Origin of the sequence: Pseudomonas sp. OV226 (genome assembly GCF_003148705.1) — a bacterium.
Taxonomy (GTDB): Bacteria; Pseudomonadota; Gammaproteobacteria; order Pseudomonadales; family Pseudomonadaceae; genus Aquipseudomonas.
This window is the reverse complement of sequence record NZ_QGGS01000009.1, coordinates 192,849-216,595: the sequence shown is the minus strand read 5'-3', so window position 1 is coordinate 216,595 and position 23,747 is coordinate 192,849. Positions and strand designations below refer to the sequence as shown.

General features: G+C 60.3%; 26 protein-coding genes and 1 riboswitch. Of the genes, 7 read left to right on the top strand and 19 right to left on the bottom strand.

The genetic code is table 11. From position 1 onward, the window contains the following. The first annotated feature begins 338 nt into the window (after window positions 1-338). Together C7534_RS17205 and C7534_RS17200 are read left to right on the top strand one after the other, a co-directional pair. Window positions 339-821, top strand: coding sequence for a hypothetical protein (locus tag C7534_RS17205; RefSeq protein ID WP_046032924.1), 483 nt, complete (start codon window positions 339-341; stop codon window positions 819-821). 146 nt (window positions 822-967) lie between these two features. Further along, window positions 968-2,239: an OmpP1/FadL family transporter gene (locus tag C7534_RS17200; protein WP_109786453.1), complete on the top strand. Its 1,272-nt coding sequence runs from the start codon at window positions 968-970 to the stop codon at window positions 2,237-2,239. A 90-nt stretch (window positions 2,240-2,329) separates the two neighbouring features. Here C7534_RS17200 and C7534_RS17195 read toward each other — a convergent pair whose 3' ends face one another. From C7534_RS17195 to cobO, 14 genes are all read right to left on the bottom strand, one after another. Then, window positions 2,330-2,881, bottom strand: a complete 552-nt coding sequence (locus C7534_RS17195; protein WP_109786452.1) for a glutathione peroxidase — start codon at window positions 2,879-2,881, stop codon at window positions 2,330-2,332. Window positions 2,882-2,936: 55 nt separating this feature from the next. Next, window positions 2,937-3,059, bottom strand: a complete 123-nt coding sequence (locus C7534_RS32835) for a hypothetical protein (protein ID WP_007977581.1) — start codon at window positions 3,057-3,059, stop codon at window positions 2,937-2,939. After that, window positions 3,056-4,264 carry an MFS transporter gene (locus tag C7534_RS17190; protein ID WP_109786451.1) on the bottom strand — a complete coding sequence of 403 codons (1,209 nt, stop codon included), beginning with the start codon at window positions 4,262-4,264 and terminating at the stop codon, window positions 3,056-3,058. The genes C7534_RS32835 and C7534_RS17190 overlap by 4 nt, the downstream gene beginning before the upstream one ends. A 53-nt stretch (window positions 4,265-4,317) precedes the next feature. Then, window positions 4,318-4,722 (bottom strand): MarR family winged helix-turn-helix transcriptional regulator, encoded by a 405-nt coding sequence (locus tag C7534_RS17185; RefSeq protein ID WP_046032920.1) that lies wholly within the window; start codon window positions 4,720-4,722, stop codon window positions 4,318-4,320. 54 nt (window positions 4,723-4,776) lie between these two features. Then, the gene (locus C7534_RS17180) at window positions 4,777-5,508 is read right to left on the bottom strand and encodes an adenosylcobinamide-GDP ribazoletransferase (protein ID WP_109786450.1); all 732 of its coding nucleotides are present in this window, start codon (window positions 5,506-5,508) and stop codon (window positions 4,777-4,779) included. Window positions 5,509-5,510: 2 nt separating this feature from the next. Next, the gene (cobC, locus tag C7534_RS17175) at window positions 5,511-6,086 is read right to left on the bottom strand and encodes an alpha-ribazole phosphatase family protein (protein WP_109786449.1); all 576 of its coding nucleotides are present in this window, start codon (window positions 6,084-6,086) and stop codon (window positions 5,511-5,513) included. Then, window positions 6,083-7,138, bottom strand: a complete 1,056-nt coding sequence (cobT, locus tag C7534_RS17170) for a nicotinate-nucleotide--dimethylbenzimidazole phosphoribosyltransferase (RefSeq protein ID WP_109786448.1) — start codon at window positions 7,136-7,138, stop codon at window positions 6,083-6,085. The genes cobC and cobT overlap by 4 nt, the downstream gene beginning before the upstream one ends. Further along, entirely contained in the window at window positions 7,135-7,656 is a 522-nt protein-coding gene (gene cobU, locus C7534_RS17165; RefSeq protein WP_109786457.1) for a bifunctional adenosylcobinamide kinase/adenosylcobinamide-phosphate guanylyltransferase, read from the bottom strand. The genes cobT and cobU overlap by 4 nt, the downstream gene beginning before the upstream one ends. A gap of 147 nt (window positions 7,657-7,803) precedes the next feature. Continuing rightward, the gene (locus C7534_RS17160) at window positions 7,804-9,255 is read right to left on the bottom strand and encodes a cobyric acid synthase (RefSeq protein ID WP_109786447.1); all 1,452 of its coding nucleotides are present in this window, start codon (window positions 9,253-9,255) and stop codon (window positions 7,804-7,806) included. After that, complete coding sequence (cobD, locus tag C7534_RS17155; protein ID WP_046032914.1) at window positions 9,252-10,244, bottom strand: threonine-phosphate decarboxylase CobD; 993 nt, start codon at window positions 10,242-10,244, stop codon at window positions 9,252-9,254. The genes C7534_RS17160 and cobD overlap by 4 nt, the downstream gene beginning before the upstream one ends. Continuing rightward, window positions 10,237-11,145, bottom strand: a complete 909-nt coding sequence (gene cbiB / locus C7534_RS17150) for an adenosylcobinamide-phosphate synthase CbiB (protein WP_046032913.1) — start codon at window positions 11,143-11,145, stop codon at window positions 10,237-10,239. The genes cobD and cbiB overlap by 8 nt, the downstream gene beginning before the upstream one ends. After that, entirely contained in the window at window positions 11,142-11,792 is a 651-nt protein-coding gene (gene bluB, locus C7534_RS17145) for a 5,6-dimethylbenzimidazole synthase (protein WP_109786446.1), read from the bottom strand. The genes cbiB and bluB overlap by 4 nt, the downstream gene beginning before the upstream one ends. Continuing rightward, window positions 11,789-13,117, bottom strand: coding sequence for a cobyrinate a,c-diamide synthase (locus C7534_RS17140; RefSeq protein ID WP_109786445.1), 1,329 nt, complete (start codon window positions 13,115-13,117; stop codon window positions 11,789-11,791). Before C7534_RS17140 ends, bluB begins: the two co-directional genes overlap by 4 nt. Next, window positions 13,114-13,725 carry a cob(I)yrinic acid a,c-diamide adenosyltransferase gene (gene cobO, locus C7534_RS17135; RefSeq protein WP_027922439.1) on the bottom strand — a complete coding sequence of 204 codons (612 nt, stop codon included), beginning with the start codon at window positions 13,723-13,725 and terminating at the stop codon, window positions 13,114-13,116. Before cobO ends, C7534_RS17140 begins: the two co-directional genes overlap by 4 nt. An 81-nt stretch (window positions 13,726-13,806) precedes the next feature. Then, a riboswitch (cobalamin riboswitch) is annotated at window positions 13,807-14,041 on the bottom strand. A gap of 156 nt (window positions 14,042-14,197) precedes the next feature. On the opposite strand from cobO, the gene C7534_RS17130 reads away from it, so the two are divergent. Together C7534_RS17130 and C7534_RS17125 are read left to right on the top strand one after the other, a co-directional pair. Then, window positions 14,198-14,782 carry a hypothetical protein gene (locus C7534_RS17130; protein WP_077430638.1) on the top strand — a complete coding sequence of 195 codons (585 nt, stop codon included), beginning with the start codon at window positions 14,198-14,200 and terminating at the stop codon, window positions 14,780-14,782. Window positions 14,783-14,849: 67 nt separating this feature from the next. Beyond that, a complete protein-coding gene (locus C7534_RS17125; protein WP_109786444.1) occupies window positions 14,850-16,163 on the top strand; it encodes a PQQ-dependent sugar dehydrogenase in 1,314 nt (437 codons plus the stop codon). A 121-nt stretch (window positions 16,164-16,284) separates the two neighbouring features. On the opposite strand, the gene C7534_RS17120 is transcribed toward C7534_RS17125, so the two are convergent. The 5 genes from C7534_RS17120 to C7534_RS17100 form a co-directional block, all read right to left on the bottom strand. Beyond that, on the bottom strand, window positions 16,285-16,821 hold the full coding sequence (locus C7534_RS17120) for a C40 family peptidase (RefSeq protein ID WP_046032908.1): 537 nt from the start codon (window positions 16,819-16,821) through the stop codon (window positions 16,285-16,287). A 164-nt stretch (window positions 16,822-16,985) separates the two neighbouring features. Beyond that, window positions 16,986-17,612, bottom strand: a complete 627-nt coding sequence (locus C7534_RS17115; protein ID WP_046032907.1) for a C40 family peptidase — start codon at window positions 17,610-17,612, stop codon at window positions 16,986-16,988. A 214-nt stretch (window positions 17,613-17,826) separates the two neighbouring features. Beyond that, a complete protein-coding gene (gene hda / locus C7534_RS17110; protein ID WP_010456804.1) occupies window positions 17,827-18,531 on the bottom strand; it encodes a DnaA regulatory inactivator Hda in 705 nt (234 codons plus the stop codon). 236 nt (window positions 18,532-18,767) lie between these two features. Then, window positions 18,768-19,835 carry an AI-2E family transporter gene (locus tag C7534_RS17105; RefSeq protein WP_046032906.1) on the bottom strand — a complete coding sequence of 356 codons (1,068 nt, stop codon included), beginning with the start codon at window positions 19,833-19,835 and terminating at the stop codon, window positions 18,768-18,770. Between the two features lie 38 nt (window positions 19,836-19,873). Continuing rightward, the gene (locus C7534_RS17100; RefSeq protein WP_046032905.1) at window positions 19,874-20,935 is read right to left on the bottom strand and encodes a DUF2066 domain-containing protein; all 1,062 of its coding nucleotides are present in this window, start codon (window positions 20,933-20,935) and stop codon (window positions 19,874-19,876) included. A 372-nt stretch (window positions 20,936-21,307) separates the two neighbouring features. On the opposite strand from C7534_RS17100, the gene purM reads away from it, so the two are divergent. From purM to C7534_RS17085, 3 genes are read left to right on the top strand one after another with little or no spacing between them, the layout of a single operon-like run. Beyond that, window positions 21,308-22,366 carry a phosphoribosylformylglycinamidine cyclo-ligase gene (gene purM / locus C7534_RS17095; RefSeq protein ID WP_008033526.1) on the top strand — a complete coding sequence of 353 codons (1,059 nt, stop codon included), beginning with the start codon at window positions 21,308-21,310 and terminating at the stop codon, window positions 22,364-22,366. Beyond that, on the top strand, window positions 22,366-23,016 hold the full coding sequence (purN, locus tag C7534_RS17090) for a phosphoribosylglycinamide formyltransferase (protein WP_046032904.1): 651 nt from the start codon (window positions 22,366-22,368) through the stop codon (window positions 23,014-23,016). The genes purM and purN overlap by 1 nt, the downstream gene beginning before the upstream one ends. 8 nt (window positions 23,017-23,024) lie before the next feature. Beyond that, window positions 23,025-23,738 carry a DUF3108 domain-containing protein gene (locus C7534_RS17085; RefSeq protein WP_046032903.1) on the top strand — a complete coding sequence of 238 codons (714 nt, stop codon included), beginning with the start codon at window positions 23,025-23,027 and terminating at the stop codon, window positions 23,736-23,738. Window positions 23,739-23,747 lie beyond the last annotated feature (9 nt).

The window sequence follows — 23,747 nt, the reverse complement described above, 5'->3', positions numbered from 1 at the left end:
TGTTGAACAGACATAAAAAATCCGATGCCAGAGGTCTGGCATCGGATTTTCGGGGAAGCCCGGCTGGGACTCAAATACTTAAGTGAACAGCATTATGCTCAAAAAGCGGGGCTTTTTATTACCCGTTATTTCTCTTTTCACCCCCAGCGGCTAAGCACTAACCGATATAACGGTTATAACTCGAAGCTGGAAATATTTTAAAAACAGTCCTTTACAACGCGAATATGACACTACACTTCAACTCAAGCGGCGTGATCCGCTTCCGGCGAGCCTGATTCGATCCACCGCTGCCAATGCCCCTTCAGGTATCGCCGCCCACTTCATGTTTCGAGGGCTTTATGGGTATCGCTGCCAGCGAACTGTGCCGTTATGTGATTCGTCCGACACTGATTTACCTCGGACGCCATAGCGCAACTGCCGAATCCCTGCTGCTGGGCATTGCCGCCAGCCAGTCTGCCCTTGGTTCCGCCCTGCATGACCGCCGTGGCCACGGCCTCTACCGAATCGCCGAACCCCGCCACCAGGCACTCTGGGATCATTACCTGGCCCTGGACCCCGAACGCGCGAGCCTCGTGCGCGGCCTGGCCAGCCAACATGCCTTTCTCAGTGGGCCGCACCTGGAATTGACCGTTAACCTGCGTTACGCCACCGCCATCGCCTGGCTGCTGGTAGAAGAACAGAACACGCCCCTCCCCGCCGCCGATGACTTGTTGGGCATGGCCCGCATCTGGCGTCAGACCTTTCAGCCTCAAGGACGCCTGCGCGACTTCACCTGCGCCTGGCAAACTTGTGTTTCACCACTGAATCAGGTCGCTTGCTGACCCACCAGTTCTGAAAGATCGTGCAACCGGTCGCGAATCTGGTCGGATTGTCCTACAAAACCGCTCTAACTCAAGCCATACAGCCTATAGCGCTGGGACGAAAATGTTGGTAGTTTTCGCCCCGGTGATCACCAGGAGTTCTAATAATGAAAAAAGTAATGCTCAAAACTACCCTTAGCCTCGCCGTTACCCTGGCATCCACCCAGATCTTTGCAAGTGGCTTCGCCATTAACGAACAAAGCATTAGCGGGATGGGTACAGGTTTTGCCGGGCGATCTTCCGCTGCCGATGACGCAAGTACAATTTTTGGCAACCCTGCCGGCATGTCCCGCATCAAGCGTGAACAAGTCACTGGCGGTGTTGCGATGATCGACGCACACACTGACATCAGCCACGCAAGCTCCTTCCCGAACGGCGGCAGCAACGACGGCGACATGGTACCGTTCATCGCCGTACCGATGGGCTACTACGTCAAGCCAATCGACGACCACTGGGCCTTCGGTATTGGCGTGTACGCACCGTTCGGTCTGGTAACCGACTACGAAAACAACTTTGCCGGTCGTTACTTCGGTAGCAAGAGCGAAGTAAAAATCGCCACTCTGCAACCGACTGTCAGTTACGCCTTCAACGACAAGGTTTCCATCGGTTTCGGCCCGACCATCAACCGCATCGACGGCACCCTGGAATCGAACCTGTCGATCACCCAGGCTGCACCAGACGGCAAGGTCAAGATCACCGGTGACGACACCGCGCTGGGCTACAACATCGGCGTGCTGGTTCAAGCCACCGACAGCACGCGCGTCGGCCTGACTTACCACTCGAAAGTGAAGTACAAGCTCGAAGGCAACACCAAGGTCAACTACGGCGTGCTGGGCCTGATCGGCCAGAACCCGAATCAGAAATACGACGCTTCGCTGGACGTGACCACGCCTGAATCGGTGGACTTCTCGGTTACTCACCAGCTCGACGACAAGTGGACTCTGTACGCAGGCAGCACCTGGACTCGCTGGAGCCGCCTGAAAGACATCACCGTCGAAAACAGTGGTGTTCCAACCGTTCTGAACGGCCAATTCGGTACCATCACCGAAGAACAGAACTGGCACGACACCTGGGCTTCCGCCATCGGCGCGTCCTACCAGCTGAACAAGGAATGGGTACTGCGTGGCGGTCTGTCCGTTGACCAGGCACCGACCAACAACGCCGACCGTTCCCCACGCATCCCGACGGGCGATCGCAAGGCGTTCAGCCTGGGCGCTGGCTGGAGCCCAACCAACGACCTGACCATCGACGTGGCGTATTCGTACCTGCGTGAAGAGTCGGTCAAGATCAACAACTCCAACGACCGTGGCCAGACCTACAACGCCAAGTACGAAAACAGTGCAAACGGTTTCGGTCTCGGCGCGACCTACCGCTTCTGATGATTCACGGCGAACCTGAATCACTCGCCGGCTGAATCAAAAAAGCCCCGCTCTCTGGTAACAGAGGCGGGGCTTTTTACTGGGCGCCGATCAGGGTTGGGAAGCCAGGGCTTGCTCCACCGCGGCGATGAACTCGGGATCGTCGGGTTTGGTCAGGCTAGAAAAGTTGGCGATGACGTTGCCTTTGCGATCAACCACGTATTTGTAGAAATTCCATTTCGGCGCACTGCTCTGCTCGGCCAGCACTTTGAACAGGTGGGTCGCGTCAGCGCCACGTACTGACTGCGGTTCGGTCATGGTGAAGGTCACGCCGTAATTCACATAGCAGACCTTGGCAGTCTCGGCCCCGTCCTTGGACTCCTGCTTGAAGTCATTGGACGGAACACCCAGCACTTCCAGTCCCTGCCCTTTATAACGCTGATTCAGCGCCTCGAGGCTTTTGAACTGCGGGGCGAAACCGCAGAAGCTCGCGGTATTGACCACTACCAACGGCTTGCCTTCAAACCGTTGGCACAGGTCGATGGATTCCTTGGCGCGCAGCTTTTGCAATGATCCTTGCAACAGCTCCGGGCACTCGGCCGCACAGGCCAGCCCGGCAGATGTCACCAGTAACACGGGGACTGCAATCCAGCGCATCAGCATGTCGGTGCATCCTTGATAAGTCGTCAAAAACGACGTTACTCGCCCTCGCCGTTCGCTAGCAAGCACCCATGCCCAACTGCATCAACGCGAGCCCGCCCTGATGCCAGCCCCACCATGACAACGCCAGCAATAAGGCGCAGACGGCCGCTACAGCGATCCGCGGCCACAGACTGTTCATATCGCACTCATTTGTGATTGCAACCGCGCTACCGGCCGCTCACGCACTGGCCAGTTGAGGGCAGCGGCCAGCAGGCTCAAAAGAATTGCCACTTGCCAGATCAAGTCGTAACTCCCGGTTCGGTCGTACACCACCCCGCCCAACCAGCCGCCCAGAAACGAGCCGAGCTGGTGAAACAGGAAAACAATCCCGCCGAGCATGGACAGATTTCGGACACCGAACAAGGTCGCCACGGTGCCGTTGGTCAACGGCACGGTCGACAACCACAGGAAACCCATGGCCATGCCGAACAGGTATGCCGTGGTCGTGGTGACCGGCGCCCACAGGAACAGCGCAATCACCACCGCCCGCAGCAAGTACAAACCGGTGAGCAAGCGCGGTTTTGACATGCGCCCGCCAAGCCAGCCTGCGGTGTAGGTGCCGAAGATGTTGAACAACCCGATCAGCGCCAGCACCGTCGTGCCGACCGTCGCCGGCAGGTGCTGATCCACCAGATACGCCGGCAAATGCACGCCGATGAACACCACCTGGAAACCGCAAACGAAAAAGCCGAACGCCAGCAGCCAGAAACCAGAATGGGAACAGGCTTCACGCAGCGCTTCGCTGAGGGTTTGTTCATGGCCGAGCGTCGGCAGCGGCTTGTCCTTGAGCATGCTCACCAGCGGCACGATCAACGCCACCAACAGGCCGAGCACCAGCAACGCGGCGGACCAGCCGAGCCAGCCGATCAAGCCCAGCGTGCCCGGCAACATCGCGAACTGACCGAACGAACCGGCGGCACTGGCGATACCCATGCCCATGCTGCGCTTCTCGGGCGGCACCGCACGCCCCACCACGCCGAGGATCACCGAGAACGAGGTGCCCGACAGACCGATGCCGATCAGCAGGCCGGCGCTCAGGGACAGGGTCACGGCGGAATCGGACAAGCCCATGAACACCAGGCCCAGCGCATACAGCACGCCACCGACCAGCACCACTTTCGCCGCGCCAAAACGGTCGGCCAGCGCGCCGGTGAAGGGCTGCGCCAGGCCCCAGATCAGATTTTGCAAGGCGATGGCAAACGCAAATGTCTCACGCCCCCAGCCGAACTCCGCGCTCATCGGCGCCAGAAACAGTCCGAAGCCGTGCCGCACGCCCAAAGACAACGCAAGGATCAGCGCACTCCCCAATAACACCCAACCGCAAGTACGCCACATCGATGTCATTTCTTATTCTCCGGTAGCGGGTATATACCCGCTTAAGATCGGAAAAACCGGCCTTACGCCAGTTCGTCCAGCAGTCGCAGCAAGGTTTCACGTTTCTCGGCCCCCAGGCGGTCCACCAACCGCTGTTGCGCGGCCTCCCAGGCGGGCAAGGCGGCCTTCAGACGTTCGGCACCGGCCTCGGTCAGGCGAACAATGCGATTGCGCATGTCCTCGCCTTCGGCCAGCGCTACCAGCCCTTCGCCTTCAAGCACGCGCAAATTGCGCCCCAAGGTGCTGCGGTCCAGGCCCATGGCCTCGGCCAGGGTGGAAATACTCGGTTGATCCAGTCGTTGCAAATTACACAGCAAAGAATACTGGGCAACGTTGATTCCGAAGCCGTCCAGAGCGCCGTCGTAATGCCTGCTGACGCCACGGGCGGCGCGACGCAGGTTGATGCATAAACATTGGGAGTCGAGCATGGTGCGTGTATATACCCGTGGTTGTGTTAAATCAAGTTACATGATGTGGGAAGATTAGAAGATCGCCAAGCCCACCAGCACCGCCACTTCCAGCAATTCCAGGAGTGCGCCGGCGGTGTCGCCAGTCGTACCACCCAATCGCCGCACCATTTGCCGCCGTAAGCAGGCGAACACCACCGCCGCTAAAACTACCGCGACGACACCGCTCAGACCCGCGATCAATACACAGGCCAATGCGCTGACCGCCAACACCTGCTTACCGGCCAATCGCGGCAGATGATCGGCCAGCGCTTGCCCCAACCCGCCAGCGCGCACGTACGGCGTGGTCAGGAATAAACCCAGCATCGCGCTGCGGCCGATTAGCGGAACGATGACCAGGAAAATACTGTGCGGCTGCTCGATCAACGCCAGCAATGCGGCGAACTTCAGCAGCAGCACCAACACCAGCGTCACCACGGCAATCGGCCCGCTACGCGGGTCCTTCATAATCGTCAGCGTGCGCTCACGGTCACCGAAGCCACCCAGCCATGCGTCGGCGCTATCGGCCAGACCGTCCAGGTGCAACCCGCCGCTGAGCAATACCCAAACAGTCAGCAACAACGCGGCATGCAGCAATAATGGCGTGCCCAGCAACAGCCAGTTCAATGCCCACAGAATCACACCGAACAGCAGCCCCACCAACGGATAAAACAGCAGCGACCGCCCCAATTCCTCTGGCGTCGGCATGCCGGGCAGACGAATCGGCAGACTGCTCAAAAATTGCAGGGCGATCCAGAACGGCAGCATGTTCAGTTCGCTTCCTTGAGAATGACGCCGGCCTCGACGCTCAACGAAAACAACGCACCATGAGCGACTTCGACATTGAGCAACTGCTCCCGAGGCAACCCGCGCGCTTGCGCCAGCAACAAACGCATGACGCCACCATGGCTGATCAACAGAATCCGCTCGCCAGCGTAGGCCACGGACAGGCGTTCGATGGCCGCCAATACCCGAACGGAAAAATCTGCCACCCGCTCGCCATCCGGCGGTGTAAACGAATAGGGATCAGCCCAGAACAGCCCCAACGCCTCGGCATCGGTTTCCATCAACGCCGCTGCGCTCTGCCCTTCCCATGAACCGAAGTGCAGTTCTTGCAGGTCTTTCTCCAATTGCACCGGCAAACCCAGTTGCGCACCGAGCTCTTGCGCAAACCGAGCACAACGCTGCAACGGCGAACTGACCAAGCGGTCCCACGGCCCTTGCTCGATCACCGCCGCGCTCATCTGCTCCCAGCCCTTGGCGGTCAGCGCGTCGTCGAGACTGCCGCGCAACCCGCCACCGAGTTCGGTCTCACCATGGCGCAACACGTCCAGACGCAACGTCATACCGGACGATCCGCAACCGCCGCTTCGGCGAAGGTCGCCATCTGCCCGTGCAGATCGCAAGCCAGACGCAACAACGGCACGGCCAACGCGGCACCGCTGCCCTCGCCCAGTCGTAACCCCAAGTCCAGCAGGGGTTCGGCGTTCAGGCTTTCCAGTACATGACGATGGCCCGGCTCGGCACCCCGATGACCAAACAACAACCACGAGCGGCACTCAGGATTCAAACGCACCGCCACCAATGCCGCGACGCTGCAAATGAATCCGTCCACCAGCACGGCCACACCTTCTTGCGCACATGCCAGGTACGCCCCCACCAGCGCGGCTATTTCAAAGCCGCCCAGATTGAACAGCGTCTGCAAAACGTCCCCGCGCTGAGCACTGTGCCGCGCCAACGCACGCTCGATAACCTGGGCTTTGTGATTGACACCCGCCGCGTCCAGACCGGTGCCCGGCCCGGCCAGATGCGCTACCGGGCAATCGAGCAAGGCACAGGCCAACGCACTGGCTGCGGTGGTGTTGCCAATGCCCATTTCGCCGCCGATGAACAACTGCGCTCCTGCCGCGAGGGCGCGCCGCACGCTGTCACGACCGGCGTGCAAGGCGAGTTCACCCTGGGCGGCGGTCATGGCCGGGCCTTTGACGAAATTCGCCGTACCGGGGCCGATGTTCAGATGACGCACACCCGACAGATTCAGCGTCGGCGTCACCGTACCCAGATCCACCACTTCAAGGGACGCGCCCAATTGCCGCGCCAATACGCTGATCGCTGCGCCACCGGTGACGAAGTTGTGGAGCATTTGCCCGGTGACTTCCTGAGGAAACGCCGACACGCCTTCCGCCACGACACCATGGTCACCGGCAAAAATCGCGATCCACAGTTGATCCAGACTGGGTTTGACTTGCCCCTGCAATCCGGCCAATTGCACCGCCACCGATTCCAGTCGGCCAAGCGAGCCGGCCGGTTTGGTCAGCTGCTGTTGACGCGCCACAGCCTGTTCGATGGCGTGCGCATCGATCGACTTGCACGGGTTCAGCCACCAGGATTGAGTCATAACGCAGTTCCTTTCAGAGTCAGGGGCAGGCCGGCGACGGTCAGGACGACACGTTGGCAGCGCTCGGCCAGAGCTTGATGCAGCCAACCGGCTTCATCGACGTAGCGGCGAGTCAATTCGCCCAGCGGCACGACACCCATTCCGGTTTCGTTGCTGACAAAAATGATTTCACCCGGCAACGAGGCCAGGCAGTCCAACAGGGCTTCGCGTTCAGCGTTGAGACGTTCGGCGTCGTCGAGCATCAGCAGATTGGTCATCCACAGCGTCAGGCAATCCACCAGCAGGCAACGGTTGGCGCCAGCGGTTTCGCGCAGTACGCGGGCGAGCTCGATCGGCTCTTCGATCAAGGCCCATTCGGCGGGACGACGGGCGCGGTGATGGGCGACGCGGTCGTTCATTTCGCCGTCCAGTGGTTGGCTGGTGGCGATGTAGGTCACGGCCAGTTGGCTGTCTGTCGCCAGTTTTTCAGCCAGACGGCTCTTGCCGGAACGGGCGCCGCCGAGGATTAGTTGCAGCATGTTCATTCCCTTAAATCATCGGTGTCGTTGGGGGCCTCATCGGGGGCAAGCCCGCTCCCACAAGGATCGAGCCTGTTCGCAGATTTCTTGCCCTCCCACACAACCTGTGGGAGCGGGCTTGCCCGCGATGGCGGCCTCTAACTCAGCTCAAAACCCGCAGAGCTCTCGCAACAGCCCGGTATCCAGATGCTTCTCCACCAGATCCGCCAGCCGTTCGATATCGCGCTCGCGCAAGGCGTGGTAATCGACGTCCTGCACCTGCTGCAAACCGGCCCAACGCAACAACGCACCGCACGCTGCCGGCGATTCAAACAGGCCATGCAGGTAGGTGCCGAAAATCTGTCCATCGGCACTTTGCGCGCCATCGCAGCGACCATCGTCCAACTGCACGGCCGCGTTTTCCAACGCCGGCCCGGTGGTTACGCCCGCATGGATTTCATAGCCGCTGACCACTGCATCTTCCAGGGCCAGGCGACCGCGCACATTGCGCAATTGTTTCTCTTCTTCGAGTTGGGTCTGGAACGCCAGCAACCCCAGGCCAGCGCTGGAGCCCGGTGCGCCTTCAAGGCCCAGCGGGTCATGCACCTGTTCACCGAGCATTTGCAGTCCTCCGCAAATCCCCAGCACTTTACCGCCGTAACGCAGATGACGACGGATCGCCGTTTCCCAGCCATTGGTCCGCAGGTACACGAGGTCGCTGCGTACGCTTTTCGAGCCTGGCAGGATGATCAGGTCGGCCGGCGGAATCGCCTGGCCGGGGCCGATGAATTGCAGATCCACTTGCGGATGCAGGCGCAGCGGATCGAAATCGGTGTGGTTGCTGATGCGCGGCAACACTGGCACCACCACTTTGAGCACGTGGTCAGCCTTGTCGGTCTGGCGCTGGTCGATGCCGTCCTCGGCCTCCAGGTGCAAGTCCATCACGTAGGGCAGCACGCCGATCACCGGTTTGCCGGTGCGCGCCTCCAGCCAGTCCAGCCCCGGCTGCAGCAAGGCGATGTCGCCACGAAAGCGATTGATGATGAAGCCTTTGATCCGCGCCTGTTCAGTCGGTGACAGCAGTTCCAGCGTGCCCACCAGATGCGCGAAAACCCCGCCGCGATTGATGTCGGCAATCAGCACCACCGGGCAATCCACCGCTTCGGCGAAGCCCATGTTGGCGATATCGCCGGCACGCAGATTGATCTCGGCCGGCGAGCCCGCGCCTTCGACCATCACCACCGGATACGCCGCACTCAAGCGTTCGTGGGAGGCCAGCACCGCTTGCATGGCGATGGTTTTGTAGTCGTGATAGGCGACCGCGTTCATCGTCGTGACGGCGCGACCATGGATGATCACTTGGGCGCCGGTGTCGCTGTTGGGTTTGAGCAGCACCGGGTTCATGTCGGTGTGGGGTTCGAGGTTGGCGGCCTGGGCTTGCACGGCTTGCGCGCGACCGATTTCGCCACCGTCAGCGGTCACCGCGCTATTGAGCGCCATGTTCTGCGGCTTGAACGGCACGACGCGCACGCCGTGGCGGGTCACCCAGCGACACAGCGCCGTCACCAGCGTACTTTTACCGGCGTCGGACGTGGTGCCCTGCACCATCAACGTCGTCATTTTGTTTCCTTGGCGTAGGCTTCGAAGGCTTGCTTGAGGCGCGCCCAGTCCGCTTCGTCGGCGGGCAAGCCAAAACGCAGGCTGCTGTTGTGAGCAAACAACCGCAGCAAAATGCCCTGCCGCGCCATGAACTCATGCAGTTGCTCAGCCTGTTCGGTGATCAACCACTGAAACAAAGCGCATCCCCCCTGAGGTTTAAAGCCCTGCTGTTCAAGCAGCCGCGCCAGACGCTCGCTGGCCTCCTCGCTGCGATGGCGTTGGCGGGCATGCCCTTCGGTGTCCAGCAAACATGCCCGGCCAATCACCCGGGTCGGTCCGCTGACGGCCCAGGGCCCGACTTGCTCGGCGAGCAATTTGAGCAACTTGCGTTCTGCCAGCACAAACCCCAGCCGCACACCGGCCAGGCCAAAAAACTTGCCAAACGAACGCAACACGATCAAGCCAACCTGATGAGTAAACGGTGCCAGGCTCAGCTGCGGCGTGTTGTCCATGAACGCTTCGTCCACCACCAGCCAACCACCGCGCGACGCCAGTCGAGTGTGCCAGTCGAGCAGACGGCCTGGCGTCAGGCTCAGGCCAGTCGGGTTGTTGGGGTTGACCACTACCAGCACGTCAAGGCTGTCGAGAAAGAAGTCGACTTCCTGCTCCAGCACTTCGCGCACGATATAACCACAGCGCCGCCAGGCTTCGGCGTGCTCGGCGTAACACGGCGACAGCACCCCGACCTTACCGGCACGGCGCAAACGCGGCAGCAGTTGGATAGCCATTTGCGAACCAGCCACCGGCAGCGCGTGCGCCGCACTGTAATAGTCGCAGGCCGCCTGCTCCAGGCCGTCATCGTTTTCCGGTAAACGGGCCCAGGCGCGCGGCTCGATATCCGGGATCGGAAAAGGCCACGGCGCCAGACCGGTGGACAGGTCGAGCCAATCGGTTTCCGCGATGCCGTATTCGAGCGCCGCCTTGCGCAACCGGCCGCCGTGCTCAAGCATAGAATTCAGCCCCTACGCAGAGAATCAGTAACCACAACCATACCCCGCGCTGGACCAATTGCCAGCCACGGTCAATGGAGTCGGCATCCGCCGGCACGCCTTCGCCCAGTTGCGGACGCTGATGCAGTTCACCGTGATAAATCGCCGCTCCGCCCAACTCGACACCCAATGCACCAGCACCCGCCGCCATGACCGGGCCGGCATTCGGGCTGTCCCAGGTAGGGCCTTGCGTGCGCCAGCATTTCAACGCCAGACGGGTTTTACCCAGCAGCGCGTAGGTCAACGCCACCAGACGTGCCGGAATGTAGTTGAGGATGTCGTCGATCTTCGCCGCCGCCCAGCCGAATCGTTCAAAGCGTTCATTGCGATAACCCCACATCGCGTCCAGCGTATTGCTCAAACGGTAGAGCACCACGCCCGGTGCGCCGGCCACGGCAAACCAGAACAACGCAGCGAACACCGCATCGCTGCCGTTCTCCAGCACCGATTCGGTGGCCGCGCGGGCGACTTCAGTCTTATCCAGTTCACTGGTCTGGCGGCTGACCAGATACCCGACACGCTTGCGCGCCTCTTCCAGATCATCACTGCGAAGCGCTTTGGCCACCGGCTCGACGTGTTCACCGAGGCTGCGCAGACCAAGGGCACAATACAACGCAAGAATCTCGACGACCCAGCCAATATAAGGCGCCCAGGACAATGCCGTCGCCAGCAAGGTCAGCGGCAACACGGCCATCACCCACGCCGTGACGCCATGACTGCGCCAGCCGCGCCCGGCGGAATTGAAACGTTGCTCGATGCGATCGGCAAAACGACCGAACGCCACCAGCGGATGCCAGCGTTTGGGTTCACCCAGCAGCGCGTCCAGCGCAACCGCGGCGACACTCAATAACGCCACACTCATTGACTCACTCCCCAATAATTTTCATACAGCAACTCACTCAGCGGACGCGCTTGCGCCCAACCTTCGAGTACCAGCATCGGCGCCGGATAGAATTCCTTGACCGGCCCCAGACAAAGAACCGCCAGCGGCTTGGCCCCGGCCGGCAGACCCAGCAGGTCCGCCAGCGCTTGCGGCTCGAACAGCGACACCCAGCCCATGCCCAGACCTTCCGCGCGCGAAGCCAGCCATAAGTTCTGGATGGCGCAGGACAGCGAGGCCATGTCCATTTCCGGCAAGGTGCGACGCCCGAAGATGTGGCGCTCGCGATCGTCCATCAGCGCGGCGACCAGCACTTCGGCACAGTCATTGATGCCTTCGACCTTGAGCTTCATGAATTCGTCGGTGCGCTCGCCGAGGGCTTCGGCGGTGCGCACGCGCTCTTCTTCCACCAGCAACTGGATCTTGTCGCGCACGTCTCGGTCGCTGATGCGGATGAAACGCCAGGGCTGCATCAGGCCGACACTAGGGGCCTGATGCGCCGCTTCGAGCAGGCGTCGCAGCAGCTCGGGCTCGACCGTGCCGCCACTGAAGTGACGCATGTCGCGGCGTTCGCCGATGGCGCGATAGACCGCTGCGCGTTCGGCATCTGAAAAAGCGTTGTCGCTCATGGCCGCTTCGCGAGCAAGTCGGCCTCAAGGTCCGGCGCAAACAGCGCGGCAATGGCCGATGGATTGGATGGAAAATAGAAGTGCACGTAAGACGCGGTCATCCGCCCCTCACGATAAACCGCCTCGGCGCCGCGACCGCCGTTCGGACTGAGGCCGCGCGCGATAGGCTCAAGCTCGGTGCTGGTCAGGGAGTGGTGATACGTGTGGCCGCGCAGCGAACCTTCAGGCAGTTCGACCGCTTGCAAAGCCAACGCGGCCAGACGCTTTTGCATCACCGCGTCCCCTTTCAACAAACCGACCAGCTCTGCACGAGTGCCCTCGACATCGGTCAACGAGTCGAGCAAGTACAGCATGCCGCCGCACTCGGCCAACAACGGTTTACCGGCCGCATGGTGCGCACGGATTGCGTTGAGCATCGGGGTGTTCTGTGACAGTGCGACATGATGCAATTCGGGATAACCGCCCGGCAGGTAGAGGCTGTCGGCGTCCGGTAATTGGCGGTCGCGGATCGGCGAGAAGAACGACAGCTCGGCGCCCATGACTCGCAGCAAATCCAGGCTCGCGCCGTAAGTGAAGGCGAACGCTTCGTCACGGGCTACCGCAATGCGCACGCCCGCGAGCAACGGCTCGGCAACAATCACATCCGGGGCGGCAAACTCCACCGCCGGCGGCAATGCCACTTCACAGCTGCTGGCCAGCGCATCGGCCGCCGCGTCGAGCCGCAGGTCCAAATCATTCAACTCGCTGGCCTGAACCAGCCCCAGATGACGGCTCGGCAACTCGATCCCGGTTTCTCGCGACAACGCGCCATACCAACGCAAACCTTCGGTCAGGCTGCCTTCAAGCAATTGCGCATGCCGCAGCGTGCCCACGCGGTTGGCCAATACACCGGCAAACGGCAAATCCGCTTGATAGCGCGCCAGCCCTAACGCCAGTGCACCGAAGGTCTGCGCCATGGCAGTGCCGTCGATCACCGCGAGCACCGGCACTCCGAAGTGCCGCGCCAGGTCGGCGCTGGACGGCGTGCCGTCGAACAGCCCCATGACGCCTTCGATCAGGATCAAGTCGGCTTCAGCAGCGGCTTCCCACAGCAGTCGCCGACTTTCCTGCTCGCCGACCATCCACATGTCCAATTGATACACCGGCGCACCGCTGGCGCGCTCGAGGATCATCGGGTCAAGAAAGTCCGGACCGCATTTGAACACACGCACCTTGCGCCCCTGATTGCGATGCAAACGGGCCAGCGCGGCAGTGACGGTGGTCTTGCCCTGACCGGAAGCCGGGGCGGCAATCAGTACCGCCGGGCAACAACGTGGCTGATTCACAGCTCGACGCCTTTTTGCGCTTTGATCCCGGCCTGGAACGCGTGCTTGATCACACCCATTTCGGTGACGGTGTCGGCCAGTTCGATCATTTCCGGCTTGGCACCGCGACCGGTGACCACCACGTGTTGCATCGGAGGACGGGCTTGCAAGTCGCTGAGCACTTGATCGAGATCGAGATAACCGTGCTTGAGCGCGATGTTCAGCTCATCCAGCACCACCAGGCCAATGGACGGATCGCTGAGCAATTCGCGGGACACCGCCCAGGCCGCTTCGGCGGCGGCAATGTCACGCTGGCGGTCCTGGGTTTCCCAGGTAAAGCCTTCGCCCATGACATGGAAACGCACTTGCTCCGGGAAGCGTCGGAAGAACAGCTCCTCGCCGGTGCTGTTGCGCCCCTTGATGAATTGCACCACGCCGCACTGCATACCGTGCCCCATCGACCGGGCGAGCATGCCGAATGCCGAACTGCTCTTGCCTTTGCCATTGCCGGTCAGCACCAGCAACAAGCCGCACTCGTTGGGGGAATTGGCAATGCGTTCGTCGATCACGGCTTTTTTGCGCTGCATGCGCGCCAAATGGCGTTCGTCACGATCAGGGGTATCGGTCATGGGGGAGCTCTCCGTTGAGGCTGGATAACGGCGGGCGGGCACAAGAATAGACGGCAAGAAGCCTGGCATCGCCCACCGTGATGCCGCTGGATGAATCAGGCCGGTCTCCGGGCTCATGAGCGGCGTGATGCCGGACTGCGCGCCTTCCCATGTCGACAATAGACACAGTGGCTCAAGGCGCAGTTTTCACTCATTTACCGTTGCGGGGGCAGCGCCGGGATCGTGACGTTTCGTCGTTTTACGATAGTCACTCACCGGCTTCCCTGTTTCACTCTGTCGGCCACTGCCACAGAGCACCTGAAACAAGCCGCGAAGGTTAGAGGGTTGGGGGTGGAGCGTCAAATGAAGACAAAGCTGCGGCGAGCGATATACTGCCGCCGATCAATTTACTGACGCCAATCTTGCACCACACTGTCAGCAGTGATATCAAAGCGCCACAAAACCCAACAACACAATTACAAGGGTGAGCAACATGCAAGGCATGATCATCAGCAATCCGAAGCTGGAATTCCTGCGGCCGGTGCTGGAGCGCTGGTTTGACTGTATCGACCGCTACAACACGGTGCGCGGTGATAACGACTCGCCTTATTGGCACGATGAAAAAGCCAACCTTGGCCTGCTCTCCGCAGCAGCCTGGATGGCGGAAATGGTCACGCTGCCAAACACGTCGACGCGCAAACAGAACGAAGAAGGCGAGCGCAACGCCCGCGCCGATCTGTTTATCGCAACCGCCGAAGAGCGCGCCTACCTTCAGGCCACTCAACGCTGGCCCAAGGTCAACAGCCTGAACCTGACGCAGGCACTGCAGGACATCACCAGCGATGCCAAACGAATCAGCTACGCCAGCGACCTGAAACTTGGTTGCCTGTTCGTTGCCCCGCAAAAAGCCCAGCAAAGCGCCACCCCTGAAGAACTTCAGGACATGGTCGACGATCTGCAAAAAGAACACTGCTGTGCCGTCGCCTGGTATTTCCCCTACGCCTATCGCAAGTTGCGCAACGAAGCCGGCAACTATCACCCAGGCGTTGCCGTGTTGTTCAAGGAAGCCCGCGGCTAATCGACGGAACCATCGCACGCTGAAGCTTCTCTATGATTAAGTCAGAGCAATCATAGGGAAGACCAGCATGCGCAAGTCCCCGCTCGCTATCGTCATAGTGCTCGCCGGAGGGCTTGCCGCCTGTGGTGAGACCTCCATACTGCAAGTCTCCGACGGCACCGGCCCGTCACCCAAGCTGCCTGAACCCAACAAAACCCTGATCCCGACGGTGAATATCGCCCCGGCGATCGGCTGGCCGAAGGGCGCGAAACCTACTGCCGCTGCCGGCACTCAAGTGGCCGCCTTCGCCGAAGGCCTCGATCACCCGCGCTGGCTCTACGTGCTACCCAACGGCGACGTGCTGGTAGCCGAAACCAGCGCGCCACCCAAACCCGATGACGGCAAAGGCATTCGTGGCTGGGTCATGGGCAAAGCCATGGGCCGTGCCGGCGCCAAAGTACCGAGCCCGAACCGCATCACCCTGCTGCGTGACAAGGACCACGACGGCGTCGCCGAAACCCGCACGGTGTTCCTGGAAAACCTCAATTCGCCCTTCGGCATGACGCTGGTCGGCAATGACCTGTACGTGGCCGACACCGACCGTTTGCTGCGCTTTCACTATAAAAACGGTGATACCGCGATCAAGTCACCGCCGACCAAGGTGGTCGATCTGCCGGGAGGCACTCTGAATCATCACTGGACCAAAAACGTCATCGCCAGCAAGGACGGCCGCAAGCTGTACGTCACGGTGGGCTCCAACAGCAACGTCGGTGAAAACGGCCTGGATCAAGAGGAAGGTCGCGCAGCGATCTGGGAAGTGGACCGCGCCACCGGCAACCACCGGATATTCGCTTCAGGCATTCGCAATCCAAACGGGTTGGCCTGGGAGCCCCGCAGTGGCGCACTGTGGACGGCGGTCAATGAGCGGGACGAAATCGGCAGCGACCTGGTGCCGGACTACATCACCTCGGTCAAGGATGGCGGGTTCTACGGCTGGCCGTTCAGCTACTACGGTCAACATGTCGACATTCGTGTCGAGCCACAAAACCCGGACCTTGTGGCCAAGGCCATTGCGCCGGACTACGCAGTGGGTCCGCACACGGCATCGCTGGGGCTGACGTTCGCTGAAGGCACCAGCCTGCCCGCGCAATTCAAGGAAGGGGCCTTTATCGGTCAGCACGGTTCGTGGAACCGCAAACCGCACAGCGGCTACAAAGTGATCTTCGTGCCATTCGCAGGCGGCAAACCGACCGGGAAACCGGTCGATGTACTGACCGATTTTCTCAATAAAGACGAAGAGGCCATGGGTCGGCCGGTAGGCGTCGTGATCGACCAGCAGGGTGGCTTGCTGGTGGCGGATGATGTCGGGAACAAGGTGTGGCGCGTGTCAGCCGCTAAGTAACCGCCCCCCAACCCCCTGTAGGAGTGAGCCTGCTCGCGATAGCGTTGGGACAGTCACATCGATATTGACTGACCCAACGCTATCGCGAGCAGGCTCACTCCTACACGGGGCAGCAGCGTGACTAGGGATTGCGCGCCAAGTGCTCGGGTTGCAGAACGCGCTTGGCGCTCAGGTAAGCCCGTTGCCAATAGGCTTTGGACAAGCTGTCGAGCTTCACCGTGCCGCCCGTGGCGGGTGCATGAACGAAGCGACCCTCGCCCACGTAAATCCCGGCATGGCTCACCTGAGAACCGCCATTGGTAGCGAAGAAGATGAGATCACCGGTTTGCAGACCTTCCTTGCCCACATTGGCGGCTTGCATGCTGATCATCTCGTGCGTGGTACGCGGCAGGGAAATGCCGGCGGCATCACGATAGACAAAGCCGATTAACCCACTGCAATCAAAACCGGAGTCCGGCGTATTGCCGCCCCAACGGTAAGGCGTGCCCACCAGGCCCAACGCGCGAAAGAGCACCTCTTCTGCTTCAGGGGAAGATGCCTGGGAGGAACCAAAGACGATCGGCGCGCGATTCACCGGCGCAGGAGGCGGTGTGCGGCTGGCGCAGGCGCTGAGCAGCGCTGCGAAGAACATGAGTGCAAGGCGGGCCGACATCGTCATAAGCAGAGCATCCTGATCTGGCTGCGGCTTTTTCCTGCTGGGAGTGCAGAAAAGAAAACCGCCTGCGCGTGACGCAGGCGGTTTGCCATCATTAAGATCAGAATTCTAGCGCCTACGCAGCAAACTTCAAGTAAGACTTTAACTTCGCCTTACAACTTGTACGTTTACTTGCGAGCGGTGACCACTGTCGGTGCCATCGCGAGGGCGCGCTTGGCTTCGATAAAGGTCTTGCTCCAGTAGCTGTCACCCAGGCTGTCGACCCGGACGCCACCGCTTTTGCGGCTGCTGGAGTGGATGAACTGGTTGTCACCCAGGTAGATCCCGGCGTGACTGACGCGACCACGACGACCATTGGTCGCGAAGAACAGCAGATCGCCTGGCTTCAGCGCGCTGCGAGCCACCAGAGGAGCGTCCACGTTGATCATTTCGCGAGTAGAACGAGGCAGGTTCATGCCCGCTTCCTCACGGAACAGGTAACCGATGAAGCCGCTGCAATCAAAACCGGCTTCAGAAGTGCCGCCGAAACGGTAACGGGTACCGATCAGGGACATGCCACGCTCAAGAATGCTGTCGGCCAGAACCGGTAGCTGGTAGGCCTTGCCGTCGGCAAAGTCGGCCAGTTCTTTATCGGTGGCCAGTTCTTCCTGGAAAAGAACGGAAGAAGATTGTGCGGTAACTGAATTTTTAGCCTGCTGTTGTTGCTCTTGCTGGGACACTGGAGAGTGAGCAGCGCAACCGAACAACAGGGTGACGAGTGCGAGAGGCACGAGGGGTGCGAAGCGCTTTAGCATGGGCACGACCGTGGCTGATAGTTGTAAAGAAGTCGAGACTATGCCCGCTATCATCCTCATTTGCAAATTCAATCGAACTTTATGTGACTTATCGGTTTCTCGTTAACATCTAAGCGCTTAAGCCCATTTTAAACGCTTGCGCAGCCTGCAGCCCTGTAGGAAAGCGGATTTCCTGGCGCCTGAAATATGCCGAAACCCCTGCCAGGCTTTGGTTTTACCAGCCCAGCGTTTCCTTCAGGAAGGGAATTGTCAGCTTGCGCTGAGCTTGAAGAGAGGCCTGATCGAGACGTTCAAGCAGCTCGAAAAGCGCACTCATGCTGCGAGTACCGCGAGTCAAAATAAAATGGCCGACTTCATCGGTCAGGTGTAGGCCGCGACGCGACGCACGCAATTGCAAGGCGCGCAATTTGTCTTCGTCGGAGAGTGGACGCATCTGAAAGATCAGCGCCAGGGTCAAGCGAGACTTCAAGTCTGCCAGCTTCACCGGCAGTTCACGCGGGGATGTCGACGCGGCGATCAGCAAGCGCCGACCACTGTCACGCAACCGATTGAACAGATGGAACAGTGCCTCTTCCCAATCAGCCCGGCCGGCAACCGCCTGCAAATCATCCAGGCAGACCAGTTCGTATTGTTCGAGGTTATCGAGAATCGAGATGCCACGATCCAGCAGCTCGGCCAACGGCAGGTACACCGCCGGCTCCCCCAACTGCTCGAAGCGCAGGCAAGCCGCCTGCAACAAATGCGTACGCCCTACCCCGTCCTTGCCCCAGAGATAAATCAGGCTTTCGGTCCAGCCGGCGTCGGCTTCGCATAGCCGCTCGACATAGCCGAGTGCTGCGGCATTGGCGCCAGGGTAGTAATTGATAAAGGTAGCGTCATCACGCAGACGCACACCTAGGGGCAGCTGAATCGGTTTCATGCTGACTGAACAGTTCCAAAGGAACCGTTAGTGGCCTCTGTGTAAAGTTTGCGAAGTTTATACCCGTGACGCTGGTCGCACAATGCGACAGACCACAAGCAAAATCAAAGGTTTGCGTTAACGCACCGGTTTTATGACAGTTTCTTTGACAGCACCGGCCTCTGGCACACCCGGGATGCAGGCCGACCTGGCACGAAAACAGGCCGACCTCTGTGAACCGTCGACAACCGTTGCAATCAAGGTTTGTCGACACCACCGTACATATCTGAATCCCTATACAAATCTTGTACATGGCGCACCAGCACCATGATCACCGCCGCCACCGGCAGTGCCAGCAACACGCCGGTAAAACCGAACAATTCTCCCCCTGCCAGAATCGCGAAGATCACCGCCACCGGATGCAGGCCAATCCGGTCGCCAACCAACAAAGGCGTCAGCACCATACCCTCCAGCGCCTGCCCGACCATAAACACCGCGACGATCCCCAGCATGGGATACAGTTCGCCGCCGAACTGAAACAGACCGGCAATCAACGCCGCGCCAATCCCGATGACAAACCCCATGTACGGCACGATCGCGGCCAGACCGGCAATCAGGCCGATCAGCAGCCCCAACTCCAGCCCCACCAGCATCAGGCCCGACGCGTAGATCACGCCCAAAGCCACCATCACCAGCAATTGCCCACGCACGAACGCACCGAGCACTTCGTGACATTCACCGGCGAGCTCGACGACGCGCTCTTCACGATCGCGCGGCAGCAGGCTGCGGATTTTTGCCATCATCAGGTCCCAGTCCCGCAGCAGGTAAAAACTTACCACCGGGATCAACACCAGATTGGCCAACCAGCCAATCAATGCAAGACCGGACGCTGTGGCCTGGCTCAACACCACACCGACAATATCGCTGGTCTGCCCCATGTGTTCACTGATCGCGGCCTTGAGCTTGTCGAATTTCCAGAACCCCTCCGACAACCCGAACTTCGACTGCGCCCACGGCAATGCGGTGTGCTGCAGCCAGTCGAGCATTTGCGGCGCCAGCTCATACAAACGAAACAACTGCCTGGCCAGCAGCGGCACCAACACCAGCAGCAGCGTGGTGAAAATCAGGGTGAACAGTGCGAACACCGCCACCACGCCCCACGTCCTTGAAAGTCCGGCTTTCTCCAGCCGATCCACCAGCGGATCGAACAGATAGGCCAGCAGCAACGCCACCAGGAAAGGTGTCAGGATCGGATGCAACAGCCAGATAAACGCGCAGAGCAGAACCACTCCACCCAACCAGAACCAACGCCGCGTATCGGCCATGTACCACTCCATATGCATCTATATAAAGAAAGAAAACCTTACCAACGGAAGCGCAATTGCGGCACCGGTGCCGGCGCTGGGGCCACGGCAGGCGTCGCACCCTGCGCCACGGGCTGAACCGGCGCAACGGGCGCGGGCACTTCACCGGCGGGCATTTCCTGCAACTTCGCCAGCGACAACTGCGAGCGCAATTGCTCGGCGCTGCCGTTAACCCGATAAAGAATGCGATCACCGTCAACACTTTGCAGACGCGCGCCAAAAGGGTCGAGCAATCGCCCCAGCGCCGCATAGCGCTCCAGGTTCATGCCCTGCACTTCCAGCAATTGCTCGCCAGAAGCGCCCGGCTTGACAACAAACCGTGGCGCCAGTCGCTCGCTGACCGCCAGCATCACAGCGTCAGCCACAGCGGCCTGATCCGCGCCCTGTACGTTGCCCGCTTCCTTCTTGTCGCCCATCCACAAATTCCATTTGGCCTGCCACTGGCCGCCCTCTTCGCGGGCATGCACGGCGAGCAAGGCGTCAGCGTTGTAACGTTCCGAGACCCCGCGCAGTGGCGTTGCGTCGGTGCCTTCCAGGTTGGGCGCCGTAGCGACCAGTTGCTCACTCAGGTCCGCCAGCGGCAAACGCAGCGGCAAACCACGGTGCTGCGCCGCTCGACGCAACGGTGTAGCGGCGGCCTGGCCATCGCCCACCAAACTTGAACCCTCGGTGGCATCGTTCAACCACCAACCGAGGATCGACGGTCGATTGGCACCCCACAACGACAACCCGGCACGACGCAATGCTTGCTCGGTAGTGTTCGGATCAAAATCGACCTTCAGTACTTCTGGAGGGCCCGCGTCAAAACCAAATTGGCTGATGATTTGCTGCGGATCTTTGCGCAGGGCTGCCAACCCCGGACTCTGCACCGCCTTGGGATCGCCGGTCAGACGCAACACCAGCGTGTCCAGCGCCCGCTGGATCGCTTGATCACGCTCCTCGGGCGCCTGACTGGTGACAGGCTCGCGCACCTGATAAAGGCCTTTCACGTTTTCGGCATGACTCGTGAGGCTGATCAGGGAAAAACAGCTCAAACACAACAATTTAGAAAAAAAACGCATGGAAGATTCCTGACGACAAGAGCGGCTGGAACAGACCGCATGAAGACGATCGAACAGGGCTGTGACCACTTCCCTGTGCAAAACATTCACACGGCCGCGATAAGTTTTCGCACTGTCATAACGATAGACGGTTAATCGCGTTACCTTATACAGCCCACTAACACGCTCAATATCAATTTTTTTAATAGGATATGCCCCTGCCGTCGGCGTGAGGATGGCCGCTGCCCCTCAAGCCTGATAAAATCGCGCGCCTTCGCAGACCGGCAACAGCCGGGCACATCGAATTTCGCGTGAGGCAATCGCCCCCGTCGATTTCGGCGTCCCCCGCTGGACTCGGTCGTTACCCCTGAATCCCCCCTAAAGGCCTGGATCATGAGCAAGCAACCCTCCCTGAGCTACAAGGACGCCGGTGTAGACATCGACGCCGGTGAAGCATTGGTCGAACGCATCAAGAGCGTCGCCAAGCGCACTGCGCGCCCGGAAGTCATGGGCGGCCTGGGCGGTTTCGGCGCCCTCTGCGAAATCCCGGCTGGCTACAAGCAGCCTGTGCTGGTTTCCGGCACCGACGGCGTGGGCACCAAGCTGCGCCTGGCCCTGAACCTGAACAAGCACGACAGCATCGGCATCGACCTGGTGGCCATGTGCGTGAACGACCTGGTGGTCTGCGGCGCTGAACCGCTGTTCTTCCTCGACTACTACGCTACCGGCAAACTCAACGTCGAAACCGCGACCCAGGTCGTCACCGGCATCGGTGCTGGCTGCGAACTGTCCGGTTGCTCCCTGGTTGGCGGCGAAACCGCTGAAATGCCGGGCATGTACGAAGGCGAAGACTACGACCTGGCCGGTTTCTGCGTCGGCGTCGTGGAAAAATCCGAGATCATCGACGGTTCCAAAGTCGCAGCCGGCGACGCCCTGCTCGCCCTGCCGTCTTCCGGCCCGCACTCCAACGGCTACTCGCTGATCCGCAAGATCATCGAAGTGTCGGGTGCCGACATCGAAAACATCCAGCTCGACGGCAAACCGCTGACCGACCTGCTGATGGCCCCGACCCGTATCTACGTGAAGCCGCTGCTCAAGCTGATCAAGGAAACCGGCGCTGTCAAAGCCATGGCCCACATCACCGGTGGCGGCCTGCTGGACAACATCCCGCGCGTTCTGCCAAAAGGCGCACAAGCCGTGGTTGACGTGGCGAGCTGGAACCGCCCAGCCGTGTTCGACTGGCTGCAAGAGAAAGGCAACGTCGACGAAAACGAAATGCACCGCGTGCTGAACTGCGGCGTGGGCATGGTCATCTGCGTCGCTCAAGAGCACGTTGAAACCGCGCTGAACGTTTTGCGTGAAGCCGGCGAGCAGCCTTGGGTCATCGGTCAGATCGCCACCGCTGCCGAAGGCGCGGCCCAGGTTGAACTGAAGAACCTCAAGGCTCACTGATGTCAAAGACCTGTGATGTCGTGGTGCTGCTCTCCGGCACCGGCAGTAACTTGCAGGCCTTGATCGACAGCACGCGGACCGGCGACAGCCCGGTCCGCATTGCTGCGGTGATTTCCAACCGCGCCGATGCCTATGGCCTGCAGCGCGCCAAGGACGCGGGTATCGACACCCGCGCCCTGGATCACAAGGCTTTCGAAGGCCGCGAGGCCTTCGATGCCGCGCTGATCGAGCTGATTGACGCCTTCAATCCAAAACTCGTGGTACTGGCCGGTTTCATGCGCATTCTCAGCGCTGACTTCGTGCGCCACTATGCGGGTCGCCTGTTGAATATCCACCCGTCGCTGCTGCCCAAATACAAAGGGTTACACACTCATCAGCGCGCGCTGGAGGCCGGCGATACCGAGCACGGCTGCTCCGTGCACTTCGTCACCGAGGAACTCGATGGCGGACCACTGGTCGTACAGGCAGTAATACCGGTAGAGTTGCACGATTCGCCGCAAAGCCTGGCGCAGCGAGTCCACGTTCAGGAACACCTGATCTACCCGTTGGCAGTACGCTGGTTTGCCGAAGGTCGCTTAGCACTCAGCGAACAAGGTGCTTTACTGGATGGGAAGTTACTCGCGGCCAGCGGCCACTTGATTCGAACTTAGGAGATATTATGCGTCGCGCCCTGCTCTTCGCTTGCGCTCTGTTTGCCCTGCCCCTGGCACAGGCTTCGGAACTTCAACCTTTCTCCGCCAGCTACACCGCCGACTGGAAGCAGTTGCCCATGAGTGGCACGGCTGAACGCAACCTGACCAAGGAAGCCAACGGCGTCTGGAAACTCAGCTTCAAGGCGTCGATGATGATCGCCAGCCTGACTGAAGAAAGCACCCTGACCGTCGACAAGGAAACTCTGCTGCCTCAGACCTACCACTTTGAACGTGGCGGCCTGGGCAAAGCCAAGAAGTCTGATCTGGATTTCGACTGGGCCACCAAAATGGTCACCGGCACTGATCGCGGTGACGCAGTCAAGGTCCCGCTGAACCCTGGCATGGTCGATAAATCCACTTACCAGTTGGCCTTGCAGCACGATGTCGCCGCCGGCAAGAAAAGCATGAGCTATCAGGTAGTCGATGGCAACGAAGTCGACACCTATGATTTCCGCGTGCTGGGCTCTGAAAAAGTAGACACCAAGGCTGGCAAGATCGATGCAATCAAGGTCGAGCGTGTGCGCGACCCGACACAAAACAAGCGCATCACCGTCCTGTGGTTTGCCAAGGACTGGGATTACCTGCTGGTCCGTCTGCAACAAGTTGAAACCGACGGCAAGGAGTACAACATCATGCTCCTCGACGGCACGGTCAACGGCAAATCGGTCAAGGGTAGCTAATCCAGGATC